We start from the raw sequence: 19309 nt of genomic DNA, 5'->3' as shown, positions 1-19309 counted from the left end.
TGTTAATGTGTTAAAAAGATTTTTTCTTGGAATCAAAATCATACTGATTGCCGCTGGCTTTTTTCTGGCTGCTACCGATCATTCCAAAGGGGCTTGGCTGATCCTGGGTTCCTTTTGGTTGATCACCGGTATAGAAACAGCCATACGGACGTATCATAAAGAAGGGAAACTCCCCCTTGGCTTCAGCATCGTATTCGTCGTTGCAACAACGGCCCTGCTGACATTAGCCATCATGTAAGTTGAAGGTACGTCCCTCATCGCAGTAATGCTTTACTGTGGTGAGGGACGTACCTTTTCCGTTTTTTGAATGTTAAACTATTGTAGGATTGTGATATTTTAGTATTTTGAAGGTTTGGTGGGGAAGGTCGTTGGTATGAGAACTTTGGTTGAAAAGGGTGTTTATTTTTTCTTTGTAGTTGTCAGTTTTATGGTGTTGTGGAATGTGACGGCTTTCTTATGGGACTCATTTATTCCATGGAATTACAAGAGTGATGCGGTTTTTCTGTTCGCGGTGATTCCACTTCTTGTGATTGGCGCATTTCTTTCTGCGAGTTTGCTATTTAAGATCATAAGAAAAACAAAAAACGATCATTCTTTTGACAGGGGGGAACGATGATGATTCGAAATAAGTGGGCTGTTGTGGGTGCTGGTGTGTTATTCGCAACTTGTATGCTATTATTCTTCCCTTTTCCAGACCAATATGAAACGCGGGCAGAGTTCATGTCCATCCCCGTCATGGACCAGGATGGGTATGTGCCGTTAGGGGTTACCGGATCCATTTTGCTACTTGCAGCATTTGGATTACTTGGGATCGGATTGGAAAGGTATCGTGTTCGAGCAATTTTGATTGCTGCTTTTGCGTATTTATTGCTTCCTAATGGATTGATCTGGATGTATCAAGAGACGGTTGCACGCGGTGTTTATGCTGTTTCGTATGATGGTGAAGGTTCATGCGAGTTTGAAACAGCCAGTGAAGACGAAATGGATGCAAAATGCAGCGTGACATTACATAATCACAGCAATGAAAGGATGACGGTTGAAGTTGAATTCCTAGATTCTTATTTCCCGGATGAAGACACACCGAAAGAGTCACTGATGAATGAGAATGGCCCTTATGTCATTACGCTTGAGCCGAAACAGGAGCAGCCGATAGAGCTAGTCGAAGTATTAGACCTTGCCGGGGTTCGGAAGCATATTGATGGAGGGAGTTTCAATCAGGTACATATACGGTTGAGTGATGGGGAGAGAATCAGGGATTTATGAGAAGACGCTGTAAATTGCAACTAATAGTCGATAAGACACACGAAACAAAGGGGTTTTAAAAAATGATTCACATAAAGAAAGGGTTGATTTGCAGCACGGCTGTTTTATTACTGGCAGTGGCAGGTTGTCAAGACGATTCGACTGGAGAGCAGAGTGTTGATCGTAGCTCAACAGCGGTTGAAACAAAGGATGACGGGGACGGAGAAGAGCAAGAAGCGGTGGACGAAACTGTTTCCAGTGAAGAGTCTAAAGAGGAAGAAATAGGCGAACAGACAGAATCAGCCATGAAAGAACTATACCTCAAGAAGTTAAACCAGGAAGAAGAAGACATAAGACGCATGCTCGATGACTCAGATGCCTCAACCACACTTGAAATGGAAGAAGAGCAAGAAAAAATAGTGGCGCGTTGGGATCGCTGGCTGAATGTGATTTACAGCGTCTTGAAGGAAGGACTTCCTCCAGAGGAATTCACCCCATTAAAGGAAGAGCAGCGAAAATGGATAAAAGTTAGGGATGAAAAGGCAGAGAACGCTTCGAAGAAATATGAAGGTGGAACAATGGAGAGGCTTGAATTCTTAGCGGTGAAAGCAGAGTTAACGAAAGTGCGAGCCTATGCATTGGTGGCAAAGTATATGAAATAAACAACGATGAAGCAGGTTAGCCCTTCGGAGGGGTTCCTGCTTCACTTTTTTTAAAAGATTCGTCAAAATAGAATAGAAAACAGTTAACGTGAAGGAGGCTATCATGAAAAAGACAGTGATCGGATTCAGCGGTGGGAAGGATTCCACCCTCGCATTATATAAAATTCAACAAGATCCCGGATATGAAGTCGATTCCCTACTTGTCACTTTGACGGAAGGTTTCGACCGGGTTTCCATTCATGGAGTGCGGCATGAGCTCCTGAAACGGCAGGCAGACTCACTCGGCATCCCTCTTCGTGAAGTGTGGATCCCACAGGATAGCACCAATGAACAGTATGCAGAGAGGATGGAAAAAGCGGTTCATGAGATGCTGGATGATGGGGTCACGCATATGGTGTTTGGCGATATCCATCTCCAGGATGTGAAGGAATACCGCGAGAAGATGCTGTCCGGGACGGGTCTCACGCCGGTCTTCCCGCTTTGGGGTCGGCCGGTCGGGGACCTGGGCAGGGAGTTTATCGACCTTGGATTTAAAACCGTCATGACCTGTGTGGATCTTGATAAGCTACATCGGTCATTTGTAGGAAGGGTGTATGATGAAGCGTTTCTGGAGGATTACCCTGAGGATCGTGATATTTGCGGGGAGAACGGGGAGTTTCATTCGTTTGTGTTTGATGGACCGAATTTTCGGTTCCCGGTTCAATTCAAACTTGGTGAAGAACGGGTGACGCCGGACCATCAAACGAAGCGTGACCGGTTTTTGTATGTAGACCTCCTGCCATTGTAGGAATACGATTGAGCATGCCGCACCACAAGTTTTTATCATGATGAAGATATTTGTTATAGTAGTAACAGATTGAATCGTTCAGTCCAGATCATTACATAGAGGAGTTTTATCATGACGAACTATATCGGATACGTAGGTACGTACACGAAGCAGGAAAGTAAGGGTGTTTATCAGTTTACGCTGGATACCGAGAAGAAGGAATTGACCGATGTGAAGCTTGCCGCAGAGTTGGACAATCCTACTTATGTGACGGTAAGTGAAGATCGAAGAAATCTTTATGCCGTTAGCAAAGAAGGGGAAAATGGCGGGTTGACAGCGTTCTCGATTAGCGAAGAGACGGGTGCCTTGAAGAAATTGAATAGTCATAGCACACCTGGTGCGAATCCATGTCATGTGAGTGTGGATGACCGCAGCCGGAACGTGGTGGCAGCCAATTATCATACGAAGATGATCGAATCGTATTTAACGGATGAGGAGGGTGCCCTTCAATCATTGGTATCAAGCATTGAACATGAGGGATCCGGCCCGCACGAAAGACAGGAAAAGCCTCATATGCATTATGCCGGTTTCACCCCTGATGGGAAATATGTCATCGCCATCGATCTAGGTAGTGACCGTATCTATACGTACAGAGTGAAAAATGGCGAGCTCAGTGAGGAAGCCGTTCTTGAGACGAAGCCTGGAAGCGGCCCAAGACATTTGACGTTCCATCCTAATGGAAGATTTGCCTATGTGATGACGGAGCTGAGCTCTGAGGTCCTTGTCCTGCAATATGACGAGAATACGGGTCGTTTTGAAGAGTTGCAATACATTGCCACTATCCCTGAAGATTTCACTGAAACGAATGATGGTAGTGCGATTCATATTTCCCCTGATGGGAAGTTTGTTTATGCAGGGAATCGCGGTCATAACAGTATCGCAGTGTACAAGGTCTTTCAGGATACAGGCATGCTGACATTCGTTGAGTGGACGTCGACGGAAGGGAATTGGCCGCGTGATTTCGTCCTTGATCCGACTGGGGAATTCTTAGTGGCTTCCAATCAGAAGTCAAACACACTGACGTTGTTCGAAAGAGATATGGAGACCGGGAAACTTGAACTGCTTCAAACCGATGTAAAGGTTCCGGAACCGGTTTGTGTGAAGTTTTTGAAGGGGTAAGTAAATACCCGTGATTTCTTTCTATTAATGAAAAAACAGGCCTAATCCGGCAATGGATTAGGCCTGTTTTTCGTTGAATGTCAAGCGGATAATACATATTGTTAGGTAAGTGAAAAAGCTAGTAACTGATTTTGTTCACGGTTCGTGCATGGAAAAGCTGTAATACTTATGTACTTTGCGGGAGTTGTTCACCTCCAGATCTTTTATTGACCAATCTACGAAGTAACGGCATGAGCCAACGATCCAATCCAATTTTTCCAGCATTCATTCCCGCCACAAGAATCAACATTCCTAGTAGGACCATTTGCGGATTTGTACTTGTTGTCCCAGAAAACAGATAGGCAAAATTCATCGTAAGCCCCATTAATAGTGAAAATGAAGTGAAGATTCCCAAAATTAATCCGATCCCTACTAATAATTCTCCCCATGGAACCAGAACGTTAAATATATCGACATACGGTAGTGCAACTTCTTTTAAGAAGCTTCCCCACCAAGGTTGAACGGCAGGGTGTTCACCAGATACCTTCTGCAATGCGCCATTTAAAAATCCACTTGCATCGAAATGACCGCTGGAGATTTTTCCCCAACCAGCACGAAGCCATTCCCAGCCGAGATAGATTCGAAGTACAGTGAAAACCAATGAGATAGATTGATTTTCCCTTATGAATTGGATAAACATAATCATTCCTCCTTGATTGTAGTTGATAACGATTATCATTATCGATTAAAAAGCGTTCGAAATCAATATGATAAAGGTAATGAATTTCTAATGGAATATAGGTATATTCCAGTGGGAATCAGTCAAGAAAAGTAGTTTGATCCAGAACAGGATAAGGACCTTGGTACAGTTATACAAATAGATAAAAACCCGAACTAATATGCCGTTTAAACGACAAATTAGTTCGGGTTTTACTTTGTCTGAAACACTTTTGTCCCAGCCTCTTTTTCAGTATTATACTCTCTAATCGCAGTCATGATTCCACACGTAAAGTGGTACTATTCAGGGTCTTAATAAGCACCTTCCGAATACGTCAGCTCATAGCTATGGCTGTAGATTTCAAAGATATTCCCGAATGGATCTTCAACATAGACCATTCTGTACGGCTTGTCATCCGGGTAGTATTCGCGGATTGGCATGCGCTGTTTGCCGCCGTGCTCGACGATCTTCTCGACAAGGCCTTCAATGTCGGGGTCCTGGACGCAGAAGTGGAAGATTCCCGTCTTCCAGTATTCAAAGTTGTTTTCCGGCTGTTCGTTATGGGGGAATTCGAACAGCTCGACCCCGATTTTATCACCGGTTGATAGATGGGCGATCCGGAAAGTGTCCCAATCGTCCCCAAAGACGTCACGGCACATCTGGCCGATTGCGGAATCGTCGTTCTCGACAGGGGATGGCTCCATGATCGTGTACCAGCCCAGTACCTCTGTATAAAATGTTACTGCCTTGTCCAGATCTGGTACGGACAAACCGATATGTGAAAAACTTCTTGGATATGTCATCATTGTTGTAGTTCCTCCTTTATTTGTTTGACAATGTCCAGTATAAAGGGTTAATCTTCTACTCAAAAGTATGCACTTTTTGGGGAGATACTACCCTATTGGTAAGTAAGGTTGGAGGGGAAAGTGAAGATGAGCGATTCAATAAGAGTCGATGAACATGGGAAGCTCAAATGCTCGATTGAATATACATTGGGAAAGATCGGAGGTAAGTGGAAACCGGTCATTCTTTGGCATCTTGCCTATGACGGCATGCAGCGATACAACGAAATGAGAAGGCTGCTCCCGGGAATCACGCATAAGATGCTCACCCAGCAACTGAAGGAGCTTGAACAGGACGGTCTCATCATCCGGAAACAATATAATGAGATGCCTCCGAGGGTCGAGTATTCGATATCGGAAAGAGGCTTGACGCTGAAACCGGTGCTAGAGGAAATGCATCGGTGGGGAAGTGAACAGTGGGAGTCCGGGGCTAAAGGGTAGATGGACATCATGGTAAAAAGAAAACGCTCCTGCAATGGTTCAAACCACTGCAGGAGCGTTTCTTTGCGTCCATTATTGATAAATGGAAAAGTCGTCAATATTCAATCGAGCACCACTTGTACCTGAAAGCATGATGCGGAAGCGGACTGGTGAACCGATATTAACTGAAATCGTCTCTTCAGTCAGTGAGCTGCCGCTCGATTTGTAGGAAGTGACGTCCGTCCAGGAAGCACCGCCATTGAGTGACTTTTGTAATTTCCACGTGGCACCGGTATCGCTGCCGAAATTCGCGTGTGAGAGGACCACGGACTTCGCGGATGAAGCATCAACATTCATTGTGATCGACCCGGCTGCTTTCACCCTAGCGGATTGGGTCCCGTATTTCTTATCACTTGATAAGTTGCCGATGAGGCTGTTGTTGAATGTCCAGCTTCCGCTTGACGTGATAACATCACCCGTCGCATAGCTACCCTTTGTGGCAGATTCAAAATCTTCGCTTACCGCAGCAACGGAAGAAACCGAACCATCATGAGACCCGAGATACGTGAAGGTATTGCTTGCATACGTTGACCATTGACTGGATGAATACGTTGCGGATCCTGCCGTTACCGCGGAGTCCCTGACAAGAGTCACATCCGAACCGAAGTTCACGCCTGCTGACCCAACGACGTCAATGGAAGAACCATTATGTTTCAATGTAACAGAATCATCGCCATTGAATGAAATGGATGCATCCAACAAATCGGCTGATCGAACAACGGCTGCATCCGCATTTGGATTGGCGATGACCGCAACATCCCCACTCGCGAGTGTTCCTGATAATGAGATGGATGATGAAAGATTGGAAAGTTCAAGTGAATACTGTGATAGATCGATGGCTGAAGTAGAGCCATTGAAAATTTCAATTGCCTTGTTATAACCGCTTCCTTCGACATATTCAGAAATGAAGACAGGTTCTTCAGACGTAGAACCGCCTCCGCCGCTCGATCCGCCGCCGATATAGCCATATGAACCCGCCTTGAATGTAGTAGGGTCATACCATTTATAACCGGCATCCGGTGCAGACCAAGGTTCCGCCTGTGGTTCTGTTGATGATTGTGGATCTTCCATTGAGAGCAGGGAAGTTGGTTGATCCAATTGTAGCCCGCTCACTTGAGTGAGATCCGTGTAATTTTCTTGTGTTGATAACCAATTGATCATGTTCACAAGAAGCGTTGCATCATTCTGCTCAGTGAAGCCATCATATGTAGTCTTTGACTGTCCTGTTTCTTCCCTTACATACTTCGGTGTGGAGTCTTCAACGGGAGAAGAATCGCCGATGAATGCCGCTTTACCAAGACCGACTTTCGATACGGCCACGAATGGACCTTCTGCCCTGCCGCCTCCATTGTAAATTCCCTGATCGACAGCATACGACCACTTCGCCGATGTTTGAGGAAGGTAGACGATCCCTTTTGCTTTCGATGGGTCCGTCACCGCCAGTGTCGAGCCAGCATGCATCGCAACGGTCGATACGCCGTTTGTGATGCCGAATGCTTGTGAAGGGGAGACGATATCATTCGCCGTTACGTTTCCGATGGCGTTGTAACGGAAGCGAACGCCGAAATTGTCGGATAACCAATCGGAGCTGTTGACACCAGACATCGCCGCAGAATTTGCCTCTTCCGCAGTCATTCCTTTGGCAGGATTACTCCAAGCCCCTCTGCGGTAGCCATTGAAAATTTCCGATGCATCAAAGCGATTTTTATTTCTGTCGGCATTATAATGATCGGCAATGAAGAAAATGCTTCCGCCATTTTGGACATATTGAAGCATGGCCGCTTGCTCGGACGCCTTATAAGGGATGTTTGCCTCTCCGATGACGAACACATCGTAAGCACTGAGATCGTCAAGCGTGATCGGACTGTTCTTTCGCAATTCCTTCACATAATGGCCTTCGCCTGCGATCGCGTTGGCGAAATCGGAAAAGCCGCCGTCAATGACCCAGTCCGCCGCTCCGGCCGTCTGTCCATGCGTATTATCAAAAAGGACCTTCTTTCCTGTTTCGAGCCCGGCCGGCATGATCACGGGAGCGGGATCGGTCGGACCTTCCGCATCTGCATGCAGGAACGGGGAGGCAACAGCCGTTGAAAGCCCGAGCATCATGACACTTGATAATGATAAAAGTTTTGACTTCTTCTTCTGGTTCATTTTTGAAACATCTCCTTTTTTTATAACTTCGACTAAACTTTACCACGTATTTTTTAATGAAATATGAATGAATTATGTGATTTTTCTGTGCCTTTTGACATATTTCAGACAGTTATTAGAAATTCATAGCGAAATAGTCACGTTTTAGAAGAGATGACGGATGGGTGTGCATGGGACAGGTGATTCTTCTATCATGCTGAACCATGACGGGGATTGGACTTTTCAGGAAGTCTACGATTTTTACATGGTATTAATAGTGAGGGAATCAGGGACTTTCATCCTATTCATTACCTTGATTTGTTTTAGGGAAAAACAAAAAACCCCTCTACATAGCGGTTTCTTCATGGATTTACATGAACTTTACATAATCGACTCACATCTTAACTTTTGTTTAATATCTCATTTACTTTGGTTTCCTAAGATGTAGGTGTAGAACAAAAGGAAACAAAAACTTTCAAAACCAGGAGGAGACATCCATGAAAAAGACGGCATTGTTGAAGGTATTATCTGTAGGTGTGACTTCCGCTTTCCTTATCGCGGGCTGTTCAGGTAACGAAGAGTCAGAAGGAAGCAAAATCGATACAAAGAATCTATCAATGGAGCAAATAGAGAAAAAAGCAAAAGAAGAAGGCGAAGTGAACTCGGTTGGGATGCCTGACTCATGGGCGAACTGGGGACAAACATGGAAAGACATCACAGAGAAATATGAGATCGAACATAGTGATACCGATATGTCGAGTGCAGAGGAACTGGCGAAGTTCGAAACGGGTAATGCTGATGTGGGGGATGTCGGAGTGGCATTCGGTCCGCTGGCAGAAGAAAAGGGACTTACCCTTCCTTACAAACCGACGCACTGGGATGAGATTCCTGATTGGGCGAAGGATGACAACGGGGACTGGGTAGTTGGTTATACAGGTACCCTTGCATTCATTACCGACAAGAACAATGTGAAAGACGCACCAACTTCCTGGAATGAACTATTGGAAGGTGACTATAAAGTGGACGTGGGGGATGTCATGAAAGCGAATCAGGCACAATTTGCCGTACTCGCAGCTGCATTCGCCAACGGTGGAGATGAAAACAACATTGAACCGGGAATCGAGTTCTTTGAAAAACTTGCAAAACAGGATCGCCTGCAGACGACCGATCCTTCCCTTACTGCTCTTGAAAAAGGGGAAATCGATGTCGCAATCGTGTGGGACTTCAATGCGCTGAATTATCGTGATCAAATCAATAAAGATCGATTTGACGTTGTGATTCCATCTGATTCATCGGTTGTATCCGGATATGCGAATGTGATCAATAAGAAAGCGAAAGATCCTTATGCTGCCATGCTGACGCGTGAATATATCCTTTCCGACGAGGGACAGGCAAACCTTGCACGTGGATATGCAAGACCGATCCGTGAAGATGTGGAGCTTCCTGAAGATGCGAAATCGAAGCTTCTTCCTGATTCCATGTACAAGAATGCAAGACCGGTAGAAGATGCGGATGCTTGGGAAGAGGCGACAAAGGCACTACCACAACAATGGCAGGAGAAGGTGTTAGTTCATGTCAACTAATGATAAGCTGATTTTCATCATGATCGACGGTCTCAGGTTTGATACAGCCGTGGACAATATGGGGTACCTCCATCATCTGGTGGAGAAAGGCCAAGCGTCAAGATTCAAAGTGATTTCAGAGGTGCCGAGCATGTCCCGGCCCCTCTATGAAGTCCTATTGACTGGTACACCACCGTACTTGAACGGCATCACCTCCAACGGGATCGTACGTCGTTCAAAAGAAGAAAGTATCTTTCATTTAACGACTAAGGCTGGATTGAAAAATGCGACGGCAAGCTACAACTGGGTCAGTGAACTCTATCATTCCGCGCCTTTCAATCCGATGAAGGACCGCCTTCTAATGGATAGTGATGGAGCGATTCAAAACGGGATCTTCTACTGGGAAGATCATTATCCCGATTCCCATCTCTTTGCCGATGCGGAATATTTGAGAACGGCGAAAGATCCGGATTTCCTGTATGTCCACAGCATGAACGTCGATGACGATGGTCATAAATACACAGGAGACTCGGCCGGCTACCGGAATCGTGTGATTGCCGTGGACGTGTTGCTCGCATCCATCTTGCCTGAATGGATCGCTGAAGGATATCAGATCGTCATCACGGCTGACCATGGCATGAACAAGGATGGCCAGCATGGTGGGACAACGGCTGATGACCGTGAAGTACCCCTATTCGTCATCAGTTCCAAGCTCGAAGCTGGCGTCTATGAAAATGAACTGGCGCAGCTCCAGATTGCACCGCTCGTATGCAAACTATTGAACATACAGCCTACTGAGGCCATGCAAGAATTGTCCGTTCCCGGAATGAAGTAGCATGACGGTCCGGTCCCGATCACCCAGAGTGATCGGGACATTGGATAAAAGGAGTGAACAACCATGAACAAGAGGACATCCGGTATATTGCTGACGCTGGTGCCTTTACTAGTCTTTATTCTATTATTCTTGATTGTACCGTTCGTTTCGATGCTTCATGCAAGTGTCACGAAAAGTGGGGAAGCTTCTTTTACCCTCGCAAACTATTTGGAAATCTTTACGAATCCTTATTATTACAAATCGTTTGAGAATAGCATCATCATTTCAGTTTCATCGACGGTTGTCGCCATCATCCTTGGGTTATTTGCCGCCTATAGCATTACCTTTTTCAATAAGGGGACGCAGGACAAGATCCTTGTACTCGCGAATCTCACGTCCAATTTCGCAGGTATACCGCTATCTTTCGCTTTTATCGTCCTTCTTGGCCATAGCGGTATTTTCACGATTCTTGCGGAAAGGCTTGATGTCGCAGTCCTGCAACATTTTAATTTGTATTCATGGACAGGACTCATCCTGATTTATATTTATTTTCAACTGCCACTGGCTGTCATGTTGATGTATCCCGCTTTTCACGGAATCAAGGAACAGTGGAGGGAGTCCGCTTACCTATTGGGGGCATCACCGTTTACGTTCTGGAAGAAAATCGGCATGCCGATCTTATTGCCAAGTGTTGCGGGTACGGCCAGCATCTTATTTGCAAACTCGATGGGCGCTTATGCATCCGCTTATGCGCTGACGGGAAGTACCTATAATCTTGCAACCATCCGGATCGGTGCTTTGATATCCGGTGATATTTTCGCGCAGCCCGAGCTCGGAAGTGCACTCGCCGTATTACTTGGTTTGATTTTGATTGTCGCCATGCTGATCAATGAGTGGCTGACAAGAAAGGTAAGGAGGGATGTTCGTTGAAAAAAAGTCGATTATCCTATCTACCCCTGATCACGGTCTTTATCTATTTGATTGTCCCATTACTGGCGACGTTCCTCTATTCTGTTTCAACAAAGTGGAACCAAACGATTTTGCCAGAAGGAATCACATTTAAGTGGTACACAGAGCTATTCAACGATGGAGCGTTCACATCTGCCATTATCCGCTCCTTGCTGCTTTCGGGTGGTGCCACCATTCTTTCCGTCCTGTTCATGGTCCCGGCAATCTTCGCGATTGTCGTCTATGCACCGCGACTTGAAAAGGGATTGCAGGCCATTGTCCTTCTTACGTATGCAATGCCAGGTGTCATTATGGCAGTCGGGCTACTACGGGCCTATTCAGGCGCAGGCATCCCGATGGTACTGGTGACGGTCGGAGCTTATTTCATCGGTATCATGCCGTATATGTATCAAGGAACGAGGAATAGCTTGAGAAACATCCATGCTTCTTCCTTGATGGAAGCGGCCGAGCTGCTCGGAGCGACGAAGGTCACGGCGTTCAGGAACATCATCGTGCCGAATATCATGACCGGCATTCTTGTGTCAGCGCTACTTTCCTTCTCGATTTTATTCGGGGAATTCGTCCTTGCGAATCTATTGGTCGGCGGAAGCTATGAAACGGTCCAGATTTACTTGTATCAGCAATTGAAGAAAAGCGGACACTTCTCAAGTGCCATTGTGGTCTGTTATTTCCTATTCATCTGTATCCTATCAAGCTTGGTCGTGACATTCACCCAGCGGAAAAAGGAGTCGTTCTAGCATGAGCTTCATCACTTTACAACACATCAATAAATCCTTTGAGGGCCAGACGGTCATCCATGATATGAATCTAGAGATCAATAAAGGGGAGCTCGTTACATTCCTCGGCCCAAGTGGCTGTGGGAAAAGTACACTTCTCAGGACGATCGCCGGCCTGGTGACCCCTGAAGCGGGATCCATCTCCATCGATGGACGGGATGTGACAAATGTTTCCCCTAAGGACAGAGGGGTCGGAATGGTCTTTCAATCATATGCCTTGTTTCCGAATATGAATGTGTTCGATAATGTCGCCTTCGGGTTGAAAATGAAAAAAATGAAGAAGGAAGAAATTCATGAGAAGGTAATGACCATCCTTGAGTTGGTCGGACTGACGGGTAAGGAACAAGCGTATCCGCATGAATTATCCGGAGGGCAGCAGCAACGTGTGGCGTTGGCAAGAAGTATTGTCGTGGAACCGAAAGTCCTTCTTCTAGATGAACCGTTGAGTGCACTTGATGCCCAGATCCGGAAGAATCTTCAGCAATTATTGCGTTCCATTCAGCAACGGCTAGGTATGACGATGATCCTCGTCACCCACGACCAGGAAGAAGCCATGGTCGTCAGTGACCGCATCATCCTATTGAATAATGGGGAAGTGGAGCAGGAAGGTCATCCACATGACCTCTACATGAACCCGAAAACAGAATTCACGGCGCGTTTCATCGGCCATTATAATGTCCTATCTTCCAACGAAATCGTTGCATTGCTCGATCCTCCCTCAGTGGAGGCTGGCAAGGTATATGCGATCAGACCGGAAGCATTCCGTCTGAATCCTGGTGAAAACACCTTGGCCGTAAGAGCCGTCGTCAAGGACATCAACGTCTTGGGGAGCATTGTCCGTTATGAGCTTCAGGGCGATTCCGTGACGTTCGTTGCGGATATGCTGCAGCAGCGAATGTCAGGGCTCAGTCTTCAAGATGAAGTGACGATGTATATAGAAGAACAGGATGTGATCCCTCTCTCATGAGCGCATTTGCAACGGACCGATACAAGTGTATCGAGGAACTTTTAGAAGAAGATGAGAAAATCTATGTGTCACAAGTAGCTGAAAAATTGGATGTCACTCCTGAAACGATTCGAAAAGACCTTGCATTTCTGGAGAGGGAAAATCGACTCACCCGTGTACATGGGGGGGCGGTCAAATATGTCCCACCGGTACAGGAGCCGTTATTCAGGCAGAAGATGAATGTCAGGCTGGAGGAAAAAAGGCTGATCGGGAGGCTCGCGTCACGCTACGTCCAAAACGGGGACACCATCATGCTCGATGTCGGGACGACCACCTATCAGTTGGCGAATACCCTCGCAGGCCTTCAACGCCTGACGATCGTCACCAATTCCCTTGCGGCAGCAGAGGTCATCAATAAAAACCTGGAAGCGAAGATCTTCGACGGGAAGCTGGTGATGCTCGGAGGGATGTCCAATCCCCAGCAAAAATCGGTGGCAGGCACATTGACGAACCAGATGCTGCGCCATTTCCAGTTCGATAAAGTCTTCCTGTCGTGCGGAGGCTTCACGGAACATGACATCTATGATTACGACCTGGAGGAATCACTAGTCTCAGAGAATGTATTAAAGCAGGGGAGGGAGACGTTCCTGCTTGTGGATTCATCCAAACTGGATCAGACCTCTTTTTGCCGGTTCGGTTCGGCTAATGAACTCGACTATGTGGTTTGTGACGCACCGATGCCGAGGGAATGGCAGAAAAACAAGAAACTGAAACTGAAGAAATGGATATCGCCATAAGGAGGAAACCCCATGACTGTCGATTATCACGTACATCTAGAAGAAGGGCCCTACTCATTTCGCTGGCTCGAACGCACGAGTCGTGCGTTGAGGCATTTTCATGGAAATGATGAGGGCGTCCATCATCGGAGTTGGATCCAAACGTCCCACAGCCTGTTGTCAGACCGGTTGGAAAAAGGTCCATATTCAGCCGAATGGCTGGATCTTTATTTGAAAAAAGCGAAGGAACGGAATCTCAAGGAAGTCGGCATCGTGGATCACCTCTACCGTTTTGTGGAGACGAGGGACTACTTCGAACATCATATGGATCTCAGTGACACCGAACTCGGGAGGAAACAGCACCGATGGTTGAACCAGGTGATGACGGAGAGAATGGCGGACTTTGTTCGGTTTATCGAAAGTCAAAAGGAGAAATGGGCGAATGAAGGGATCGTACTGAAGCTCGGGATGGAAGCGGATTTCTTTCCTGGGTGCCACGATCAGCTGAAGGCATTGCTCGATGCATACAACTGGGATTATGTGATCGGCTCGGTTCATTTTATCGATGGCTGGGGCTTTGATAATCCGGATGCGATCGATCAGTTCGAACGATATGATCTAGATGCATTGTATGCTCGCTTTTTTGGGATTGTCGAGGAAGCCATACGCAGCAACCTGTTTGACTTCGTTGCCCATCTTGATAACCTGAAAGTATTCAACTTCCGGCCGGACGAACGTACACTCCTGCCGCACTATGAAAAAATTGCGAAGGCGTTAGTCGAAACAAACACCGCAACGGAAGTGAATGCCGGTTTATTCTATCGTTATCCGATCAAGGAAATGTGCCCGAGCGACACGTTTTTAACGATCCTTGCTAATGCGGGTGTGAAGTTCACCACCTCATCCGACTCCCATTTTCCGGATGACATCGGAATGTATATCGGGGAGAACACCGAAAAGTTGAGGAAACTTGGCATTGATCAGATTACGACATTTTAGGGAGATGCATGAAAAAACGCCGATTCACCCAAAAAAGGTGAATCGGCGTTTACGTGTGTTTATGATTGATATTTTACATCAAAACGATCCGCATCCATCACTTTGGCCCAGGCAGAGACGAAGTCACGGACGAACTTCTCTTTGTTGTCATCCTGTGCATAGACTTCGGACAGTGCACGGAGGACCGAGTTCGATCCGAAGACAAGGTCGAAGCGAGACGCCGTGCGCTTGACTTCACCTGTCTTGCGGTCACGTCCTTCGTACAGATTGAAGCCTGCAGGTTTCCATTCGATCCCCATGTCCAGGAGGTTGACGAAGAAATCATTCGTCAATGAACCGACATTTTCGGTGAAGACCCCGTGATCCGTGCCTCCGTGATTTGTTCCAAGGACACGCATGCCGCCAAGGAGGACGGTCATTTCCGGCGCAGTCAGTCCGAGAAGCTGGGCTTTGTCGACAAGCATTTCTTCAGGGCTTACCGAGTATTCTTTCTTCTGATAGTTACGGAACCCGTCCGATAGCGGTTCCAGTACATCGAAATTTTCAACATCCGTCTGTTCCGCAGTCGCATCACCGCGTCCGGGCGTGAACGGTACCGTCACATCGAAGCCTGCATCACTTGCGGCTTTTTCAATGGCTGCATTCCCGCCGAGGACGATCAGGTCGGCCAGGCTGACGTTCTTGTCGAGGCCCTTCTGAATGTCTTCATAAACCCCCAGCACTTTCTGCAGCTGCTCCGGCTCATTTGCTTCCCAGTCCTTCTGCGGAGCGAGGCGGATACGTGCCCCGTTCGCTCCTCCACGCATGTCGGAGCCGCGATACGTGCTTGCTGAAGCCCACGCAGTCTTCGCGAGCTCACTTACTGATAATCCTGACGCCAGGATCTTTTCTTTCAATGAAGCAATTTCCGAATCCGAAAGATTGTAATCGACTGCCGGGATCGGGTCTTGCCAGATCAGCTCCTCGTCCGGAACCTCAGGACCGATGTATCGTGATTTCGGCCCCATATCCCGGTGAAGGAGTTTGAACCAGGCACGTGCGAACACGTCGGCGAATTCGTCCGGATTTTCGTAGAAACGGCGTGAGATTCTTTCATAATCCGGATCCGTACGCAGTGCCATATCGGCAGTCGTCATCATCGTTTTCACTTTGATGGACGGATCCTCCGCGTCAGGTGCCATATGTTCCTCCGTCATATTGACCGGTGTCCATTGCGAAGCGCCGGCAGGACTCTTGGTCACTTCCCACTCATAGCCGAATAAAAGATCGAAGTAGCCGTTATCCCATGTCGTTGGATTCGTTGTCCATGCGCCTTCGACTCCACTTGAAATGGTGTCGCGGCCTTTTCCGCTGCCGTAGCTGCTCATCCAGCCGAGTCCCTGATGATCCATCGTCGCTGCTTCAGGATCGTCGCCGACAAGCGAGGCATCCCCGGCACCATGCGCTTTTCCGAATGTATGACCGCCTGCGATGAGCGCGACCGTTTCTTCATCATTCATACCCATCCGGCCGAATGTATCGCGGATATCACGGGCACTTCCCATTGGGTCAGGCTCCCCGTTCGGACCTTCCGGATTGACGTAGATGAGTCCCATCTGCACAGCCGCAAGGGGATCCTCAAGCTCACGGTCGCCGGAATAACGGTTATCAGCCAGCCACTCCTTCTCGGTACCCCAATACACATCCTCCTCAGGGTGCCAGATGTCCTCGCGCCCGGCGCTGAAACCGAATGTCTTCAAGCCCATCGACTCGAGGGCCACGTTCCCGGTCAACACAAGCAGATCCGCCCACGAAATCTTATTTCCATACTTTTGCTTGATCGGCCAAAGTAGGCGGCGGGCTTTGTCGAGGTTGACGTTGTCCGGCCAGCTGTTCAGTGGTGCAAAGCGCTGAGCGCCGTTTGAGCTGCCGCCGCGGCCGTCGCCTTGACGATATGTACCTGCTGCATGCCAGGACATGCGGATGAAGAAGGGACCGTAATGACCGTAATCCGCCGGCCACCATTCCTGACTGTCTGTCATCAATGAATGGAGGTCTTTTTTCAAAGCATCATAATCAAGCTTCGTGAATTCCTCCCTGTAGTTAAAATCTTCATCCATCGGATTCGCCTTTCGATCATGCTGGCGAAGGATGCCGAGATTCAGCATGTTCGGCCACCAATCCCTATTCGTTGTACCGCGCGGGGAAGTCGTCGTCGTGATCGCGCTGTCCTTATGATGGGTGACAGGACACTGCCCTGCAGAAGTATGTTCCTTTTGGTCGGGTCTGTTATTGTGTTCCATTTACCATTCTCCTTCCTGAGTGAGGGGTTGTTAAAAAAGAGTGATAATTACAACAATTCTTAATTATCATTATAATTGACGGTGATGGTGAATGAAAGCGAGAAGCCTCTTCTAATTGGCGTATTTTACTGTTAGCACCATCTTTGTCTTTATTAGTGTGTTTTTTCCAGCTGAGTTAGTATGTGATAATGTGCGTGGGAACATTCCATTTTTATGAAAAAGTGATCGTGGGTCGGCACATTGTAAAAGAGGATTATAGTGGGTGTTGCGCCGAATATTTGTAAGAGGAAACGTTGAAAGGGGATGGTTTAGGTTGAATGGCAGGATAGTGGTAGAGGATCTGACCAAAACGTTCAAAAAAGGAAATGTCCAAGCGGTTAGGGGTGTCACGTTCGAAGTGGAAGAGGGCGAGTTCTTCGCATTCCTTGGGCCGAATGGGGCAGGTAAATCAACGACGGTCCAGATCCTGACGACGTTGATCAACGCGACCTCAGGAAAAGTGGAAGTCGCCGGGCATGATGTGGTGAACGACCCCGAGAAGGTTCGTCAGCACATTGGTGTCGCGCTTCAGGAAACGGGCGTCGATCCGGATCTGACGGGCCGTGAGATGGTGGAATTACAGGCGTACATATTCGGTTTCGGGAAGGAAGAAGGGAGGAAGAGGGCTGTCGAGCTTCTGGACATTGTGAATTTGACGGAAGCGGCCGAACGCAGGATCGGCGGATACTCGGGAGGGATGAGGAGGAGACTGGATCTTGCCCTCACCCTCGTGAACGAGCCGAAGATCCTATTTCTTGATGAGCCGACGACCGGACTTGATCCTTCAAGCCGGGCGGCGATTTGGGAAGAACTGAGGAGGCTGAATAAAGAGAAGGGCACGACCATCTTCCTGACAACGCAATATTTGGAGGAAGCGGATTCCTTGGCAGACCGGATCGGCATCATCAACAAAGGGAAAATCGTCGCGATGGGATCACCGAAAGAGTTAAAGGCGGAGATCGGGCATGATCTGATCACACTCTCGTTAAAAGATGAAGGGGAGAGCGAGCGTGCCTTATCCCTTATCCGTGGGGGGCTCGACGGGGTAGACGTCCTCAGTCAGCAGGATAAGATCCTCGTCTATGTGGAAGAGGGGACGAAGCAGCTGGTGGAGGTTGTCCGCATGTTTGATGCGGAGGGCATCGGTGTCGTCGACATCCAGCTTTCGTCACCGACGCTTGATGATATTTTCCTGAAATTGACCGGGGAACCGAAGGAAGGGGTGGCTGCACGTGGGGAATAGTGTACTCAGGGATACGTGGCTGATGACAGTGAGGAATATCAAGACAACGCTTCGGAATCCTTTTTCGTTTATCCCGAACTTGATTATTTCCGCTTTCTTCCTGCTTGTGTATGAAGGAGGGTTGAGCGGAATCTCCCAGCTACCGACGTTTGAAGGCGCCGACTATCTGGCGTTCATCCTGCCTGTTTCGATCGTGTCGGCAGCAATCGGTGGAGCGGGTGGAGCCGGACAGAGCATCGTGAAGGATATCGAGACGGGATTTTTCTCAAGGTTGTTATTGACGCCTGCTTCACGTCTTGCGATCGTGCTCGGACCGATCATTGCCGGTATGCTACAACTGCTTGTCCAGACGCTTCTGATCATCGGGATGGCGTTCTTATTGGGTCTGGATGTGAAGACCGGTTTTGGCGGCGTGTTGTTCGTCCTTCTGATTGCGGTTGGCTGGGGGCTAGCGTTCGCCGGTTACTCGGTCGGGCTTGCGCTCCGGACGAGGAATGCCCAAGCCGCGCAGGCGGGGACGTTCATCTTTTTCCCATTGATCTTCTTGAGTACGACATTTGTACCGTATGAACTCATCGAAGCGCAGTGGCTGAAGATAGCAGCAACGATCAATCCGACGACATATATTTTTGAAAGCATGCGAACGGCACTGATTGATGGCTGGGTGTTCTGGGATTTGATGCAGGGTGTGATTGCGATTGTGGTGGTCAGTGCGATTACGATCACGTTTGCGGCTGTATCTGCGAAGGGTGCGGTTTCCAGGCAATAGAATGTGGAGAGAGCTTGGTTGCTCTCTCTTTATTTTTGTTCAAGGGAGCATTGCGGGTAGTTTAATAATGGTTTGAGTAGGGATAATAAAAGGGAAGGTTTGATTATATAGATGGGATTTTGATAATATAAGGTTT

20 protein-coding genes are annotated in these 19309 nt (G+C 47.7%); 16 read left to right on the top strand and 4 right to left on the bottom strand.

Going from position 1 to position 19309, the window contains the following annotated elements; genetic code table 11:
- Positions 1-7 precede the first annotated feature (7 nt).
- From LCM10_RS05340 to LCM10_RS05315, 6 genes are all read left to right on the top strand, one after another.
- Positions 8-238: a hypothetical protein gene (locus tag LCM10_RS05340; protein ID WP_224875128.1), complete on the top strand. Its 231-nt coding sequence runs from the start codon at positions 8-10 to the stop codon at positions 236-238.
- A 135-nt stretch (positions 239-373) separates the two neighbouring features.
- Positions 374-616: a hypothetical protein gene (locus LCM10_RS05335; RefSeq protein WP_224875127.1), complete on the top strand. Its 243-nt coding sequence runs from the start codon at positions 374-376 to the stop codon at positions 614-616.
- On the top strand, positions 613-1263 hold the full coding sequence (locus tag LCM10_RS05330; protein ID WP_224875126.1) for a hypothetical protein: 651 nt from the start codon (positions 613-615) through the stop codon (positions 1261-1263). Before LCM10_RS05335 ends, LCM10_RS05330 begins: the two co-directional genes overlap by 4 nt.
- 62 nt (positions 1264-1325) lie before the next feature.
- On the top strand, positions 1326-1904 hold the full coding sequence (locus LCM10_RS05325) for a lysozyme inhibitor LprI family protein (protein ID WP_224875125.1): 579 nt from the start codon (positions 1326-1328) through the stop codon (positions 1902-1904).
- A gap of 103 nt (positions 1905-2007) precedes the next feature.
- A complete protein-coding gene (locus tag LCM10_RS05320) occupies positions 2008-2691 on the top strand; it encodes a diphthine--ammonia ligase (protein ID WP_224875124.1) in 684 nt (227 codons plus the stop codon).
- Between the two features lie 111 nt (positions 2692-2802).
- Positions 2803-3849, top strand: a complete 1047-nt coding sequence (locus tag LCM10_RS05315; protein ID WP_224875123.1) for a lactonase family protein — start codon at positions 2803-2805, stop codon at positions 3847-3849.
- A gap of 166 nt (positions 3850-4015) precedes the next feature.
- On the opposite strand, the gene LCM10_RS05310 is transcribed toward LCM10_RS05315, so the two are convergent.
- Positions 4016-4528, bottom strand: coding sequence for a DoxX family protein (locus LCM10_RS05310; RefSeq protein ID WP_224875122.1), 513 nt, complete (start codon positions 4526-4528; stop codon positions 4016-4018).
- A 329-nt stretch (positions 4529-4857) separates the two neighbouring features.
- Positions 4858-5349 carry a lactoylglutathione lyase family protein gene (locus LCM10_RS05305; RefSeq protein ID WP_224875607.1) on the bottom strand — a complete coding sequence of 164 codons (492 nt, stop codon included), beginning with the start codon at positions 5347-5349 and terminating at the stop codon, positions 4858-4860.
- A 129-nt stretch (positions 5350-5478) separates the two neighbouring features.
- On the opposite strand from LCM10_RS05305, the gene LCM10_RS05300 reads away from it, so the two are divergent.
- Positions 5479-5829, top strand: a complete 351-nt coding sequence (locus LCM10_RS05300) for a winged helix-turn-helix transcriptional regulator (RefSeq protein WP_224875121.1) — start codon at positions 5479-5481, stop codon at positions 5827-5829.
- Between the two features lie 72 nt (positions 5830-5901).
- Here the strand turns inward: LCM10_RS05300 and LCM10_RS20750 are convergent, their stop codons facing one another.
- Positions 5902-7974, bottom strand: coding sequence for a lamin tail domain-containing protein (locus tag LCM10_RS20750; RefSeq protein ID WP_224875606.1), 2073 nt, complete (start codon positions 7972-7974; stop codon positions 5902-5904).
- Positions 7975-8495: 521 nt separating this feature from the next.
- On the opposite strand from LCM10_RS20750, the gene LCM10_RS05290 reads away from it, so the two are divergent.
- From LCM10_RS05290 to LCM10_RS05260, 7 genes are all read left to right on the top strand, one after another.
- The gene (locus tag LCM10_RS05290) at positions 8496-9581 is read left to right on the top strand and encodes an ABC transporter substrate-binding protein (RefSeq protein WP_224875120.1); all 1086 of its coding nucleotides are present in this window, start codon (positions 8496-8498) and stop codon (positions 9579-9581) included.
- On the top strand, positions 9571-10395 hold the full coding sequence (locus tag LCM10_RS05285; protein ID WP_224875119.1) for an alkaline phosphatase family protein: 825 nt from the start codon (positions 9571-9573) through the stop codon (positions 10393-10395). The genes LCM10_RS05290 and LCM10_RS05285 overlap by 11 nt, the downstream gene beginning before the upstream one ends.
- A 63-nt stretch (positions 10396-10458) precedes the next feature.
- Positions 10459-11304, top strand: a complete 846-nt coding sequence (locus LCM10_RS05280; protein WP_224875118.1) for an ABC transporter permease — start codon at positions 10459-10461, stop codon at positions 11302-11304.
- Positions 11301-12080 (top strand): ABC transporter permease, encoded by a 780-nt coding sequence (locus tag LCM10_RS05275; protein WP_224875117.1) that lies wholly within the window; start codon positions 11301-11303, stop codon positions 12078-12080. The genes LCM10_RS05280 and LCM10_RS05275 overlap by 4 nt, the downstream gene beginning before the upstream one ends.
- Before the next feature lies 1 nt (position 12081).
- A complete protein-coding gene (locus LCM10_RS05270; protein WP_224875116.1) occupies positions 12082-13086 on the top strand; it encodes an ABC transporter ATP-binding protein in 1005 nt (334 codons plus the stop codon).
- On the top strand, positions 13083-13862 hold the full coding sequence (locus LCM10_RS05265; RefSeq protein ID WP_224875115.1) for a DeoR/GlpR family DNA-binding transcription regulator: 780 nt from the start codon (positions 13083-13085) through the stop codon (positions 13860-13862). The genes LCM10_RS05270 and LCM10_RS05265 overlap by 4 nt, the downstream gene beginning before the upstream one ends.
- 12 nt (positions 13863-13874) lie before the next feature.
- Positions 13875-14840 carry a histidinol phosphate phosphatase domain-containing protein gene (locus LCM10_RS05260; protein ID WP_224875114.1) on the top strand — a complete coding sequence of 322 codons (966 nt, stop codon included), beginning with the start codon at positions 13875-13877 and terminating at the stop codon, positions 14838-14840.
- A gap of 59 nt (positions 14841-14899) precedes the next feature.
- On the opposite strand, the gene katG is transcribed toward LCM10_RS05260, so the two are convergent.
- Complete coding sequence (katG, locus tag LCM10_RS05255) at positions 14900-17122, bottom strand: catalase/peroxidase HPI (protein WP_224875113.1); 2223 nt, start codon at positions 17120-17122, stop codon at positions 14900-14902.
- 313 nt (positions 17123-17435) lie between these two features.
- Between katG and LCM10_RS05250 the strand changes: the two genes are divergently transcribed.
- Positions 17436-18404: an ATP-binding cassette domain-containing protein gene (locus tag LCM10_RS05250; RefSeq protein WP_224875112.1), complete on the top strand. Its 969-nt coding sequence runs from the start codon at positions 17436-17438 to the stop codon at positions 18402-18404.
- Positions 18394-19173 carry an ABC transporter permease gene (locus LCM10_RS05245; protein ID WP_224875111.1) on the top strand — a complete coding sequence of 260 codons (780 nt, stop codon included), beginning with the start codon at positions 18394-18396 and terminating at the stop codon, positions 19171-19173. Before LCM10_RS05250 ends, LCM10_RS05245 begins: the two co-directional genes overlap by 11 nt.
- The last annotated feature ends 136 nt before the right edge of the window (positions 19174-19309 follow it).

Source organism: Rossellomorea aquimaris (assembly GCF_020171925.1).
Taxonomy (GTDB): Bacteria; Bacillota; Bacilli; order Bacillales; family Bacillaceae_B; genus Rossellomorea; species Rossellomorea aquimaris_F.
Note: the sequence above shows the minus strand (reverse complement) of the source record. Positions and strands in the feature narration are given on the sequence as shown.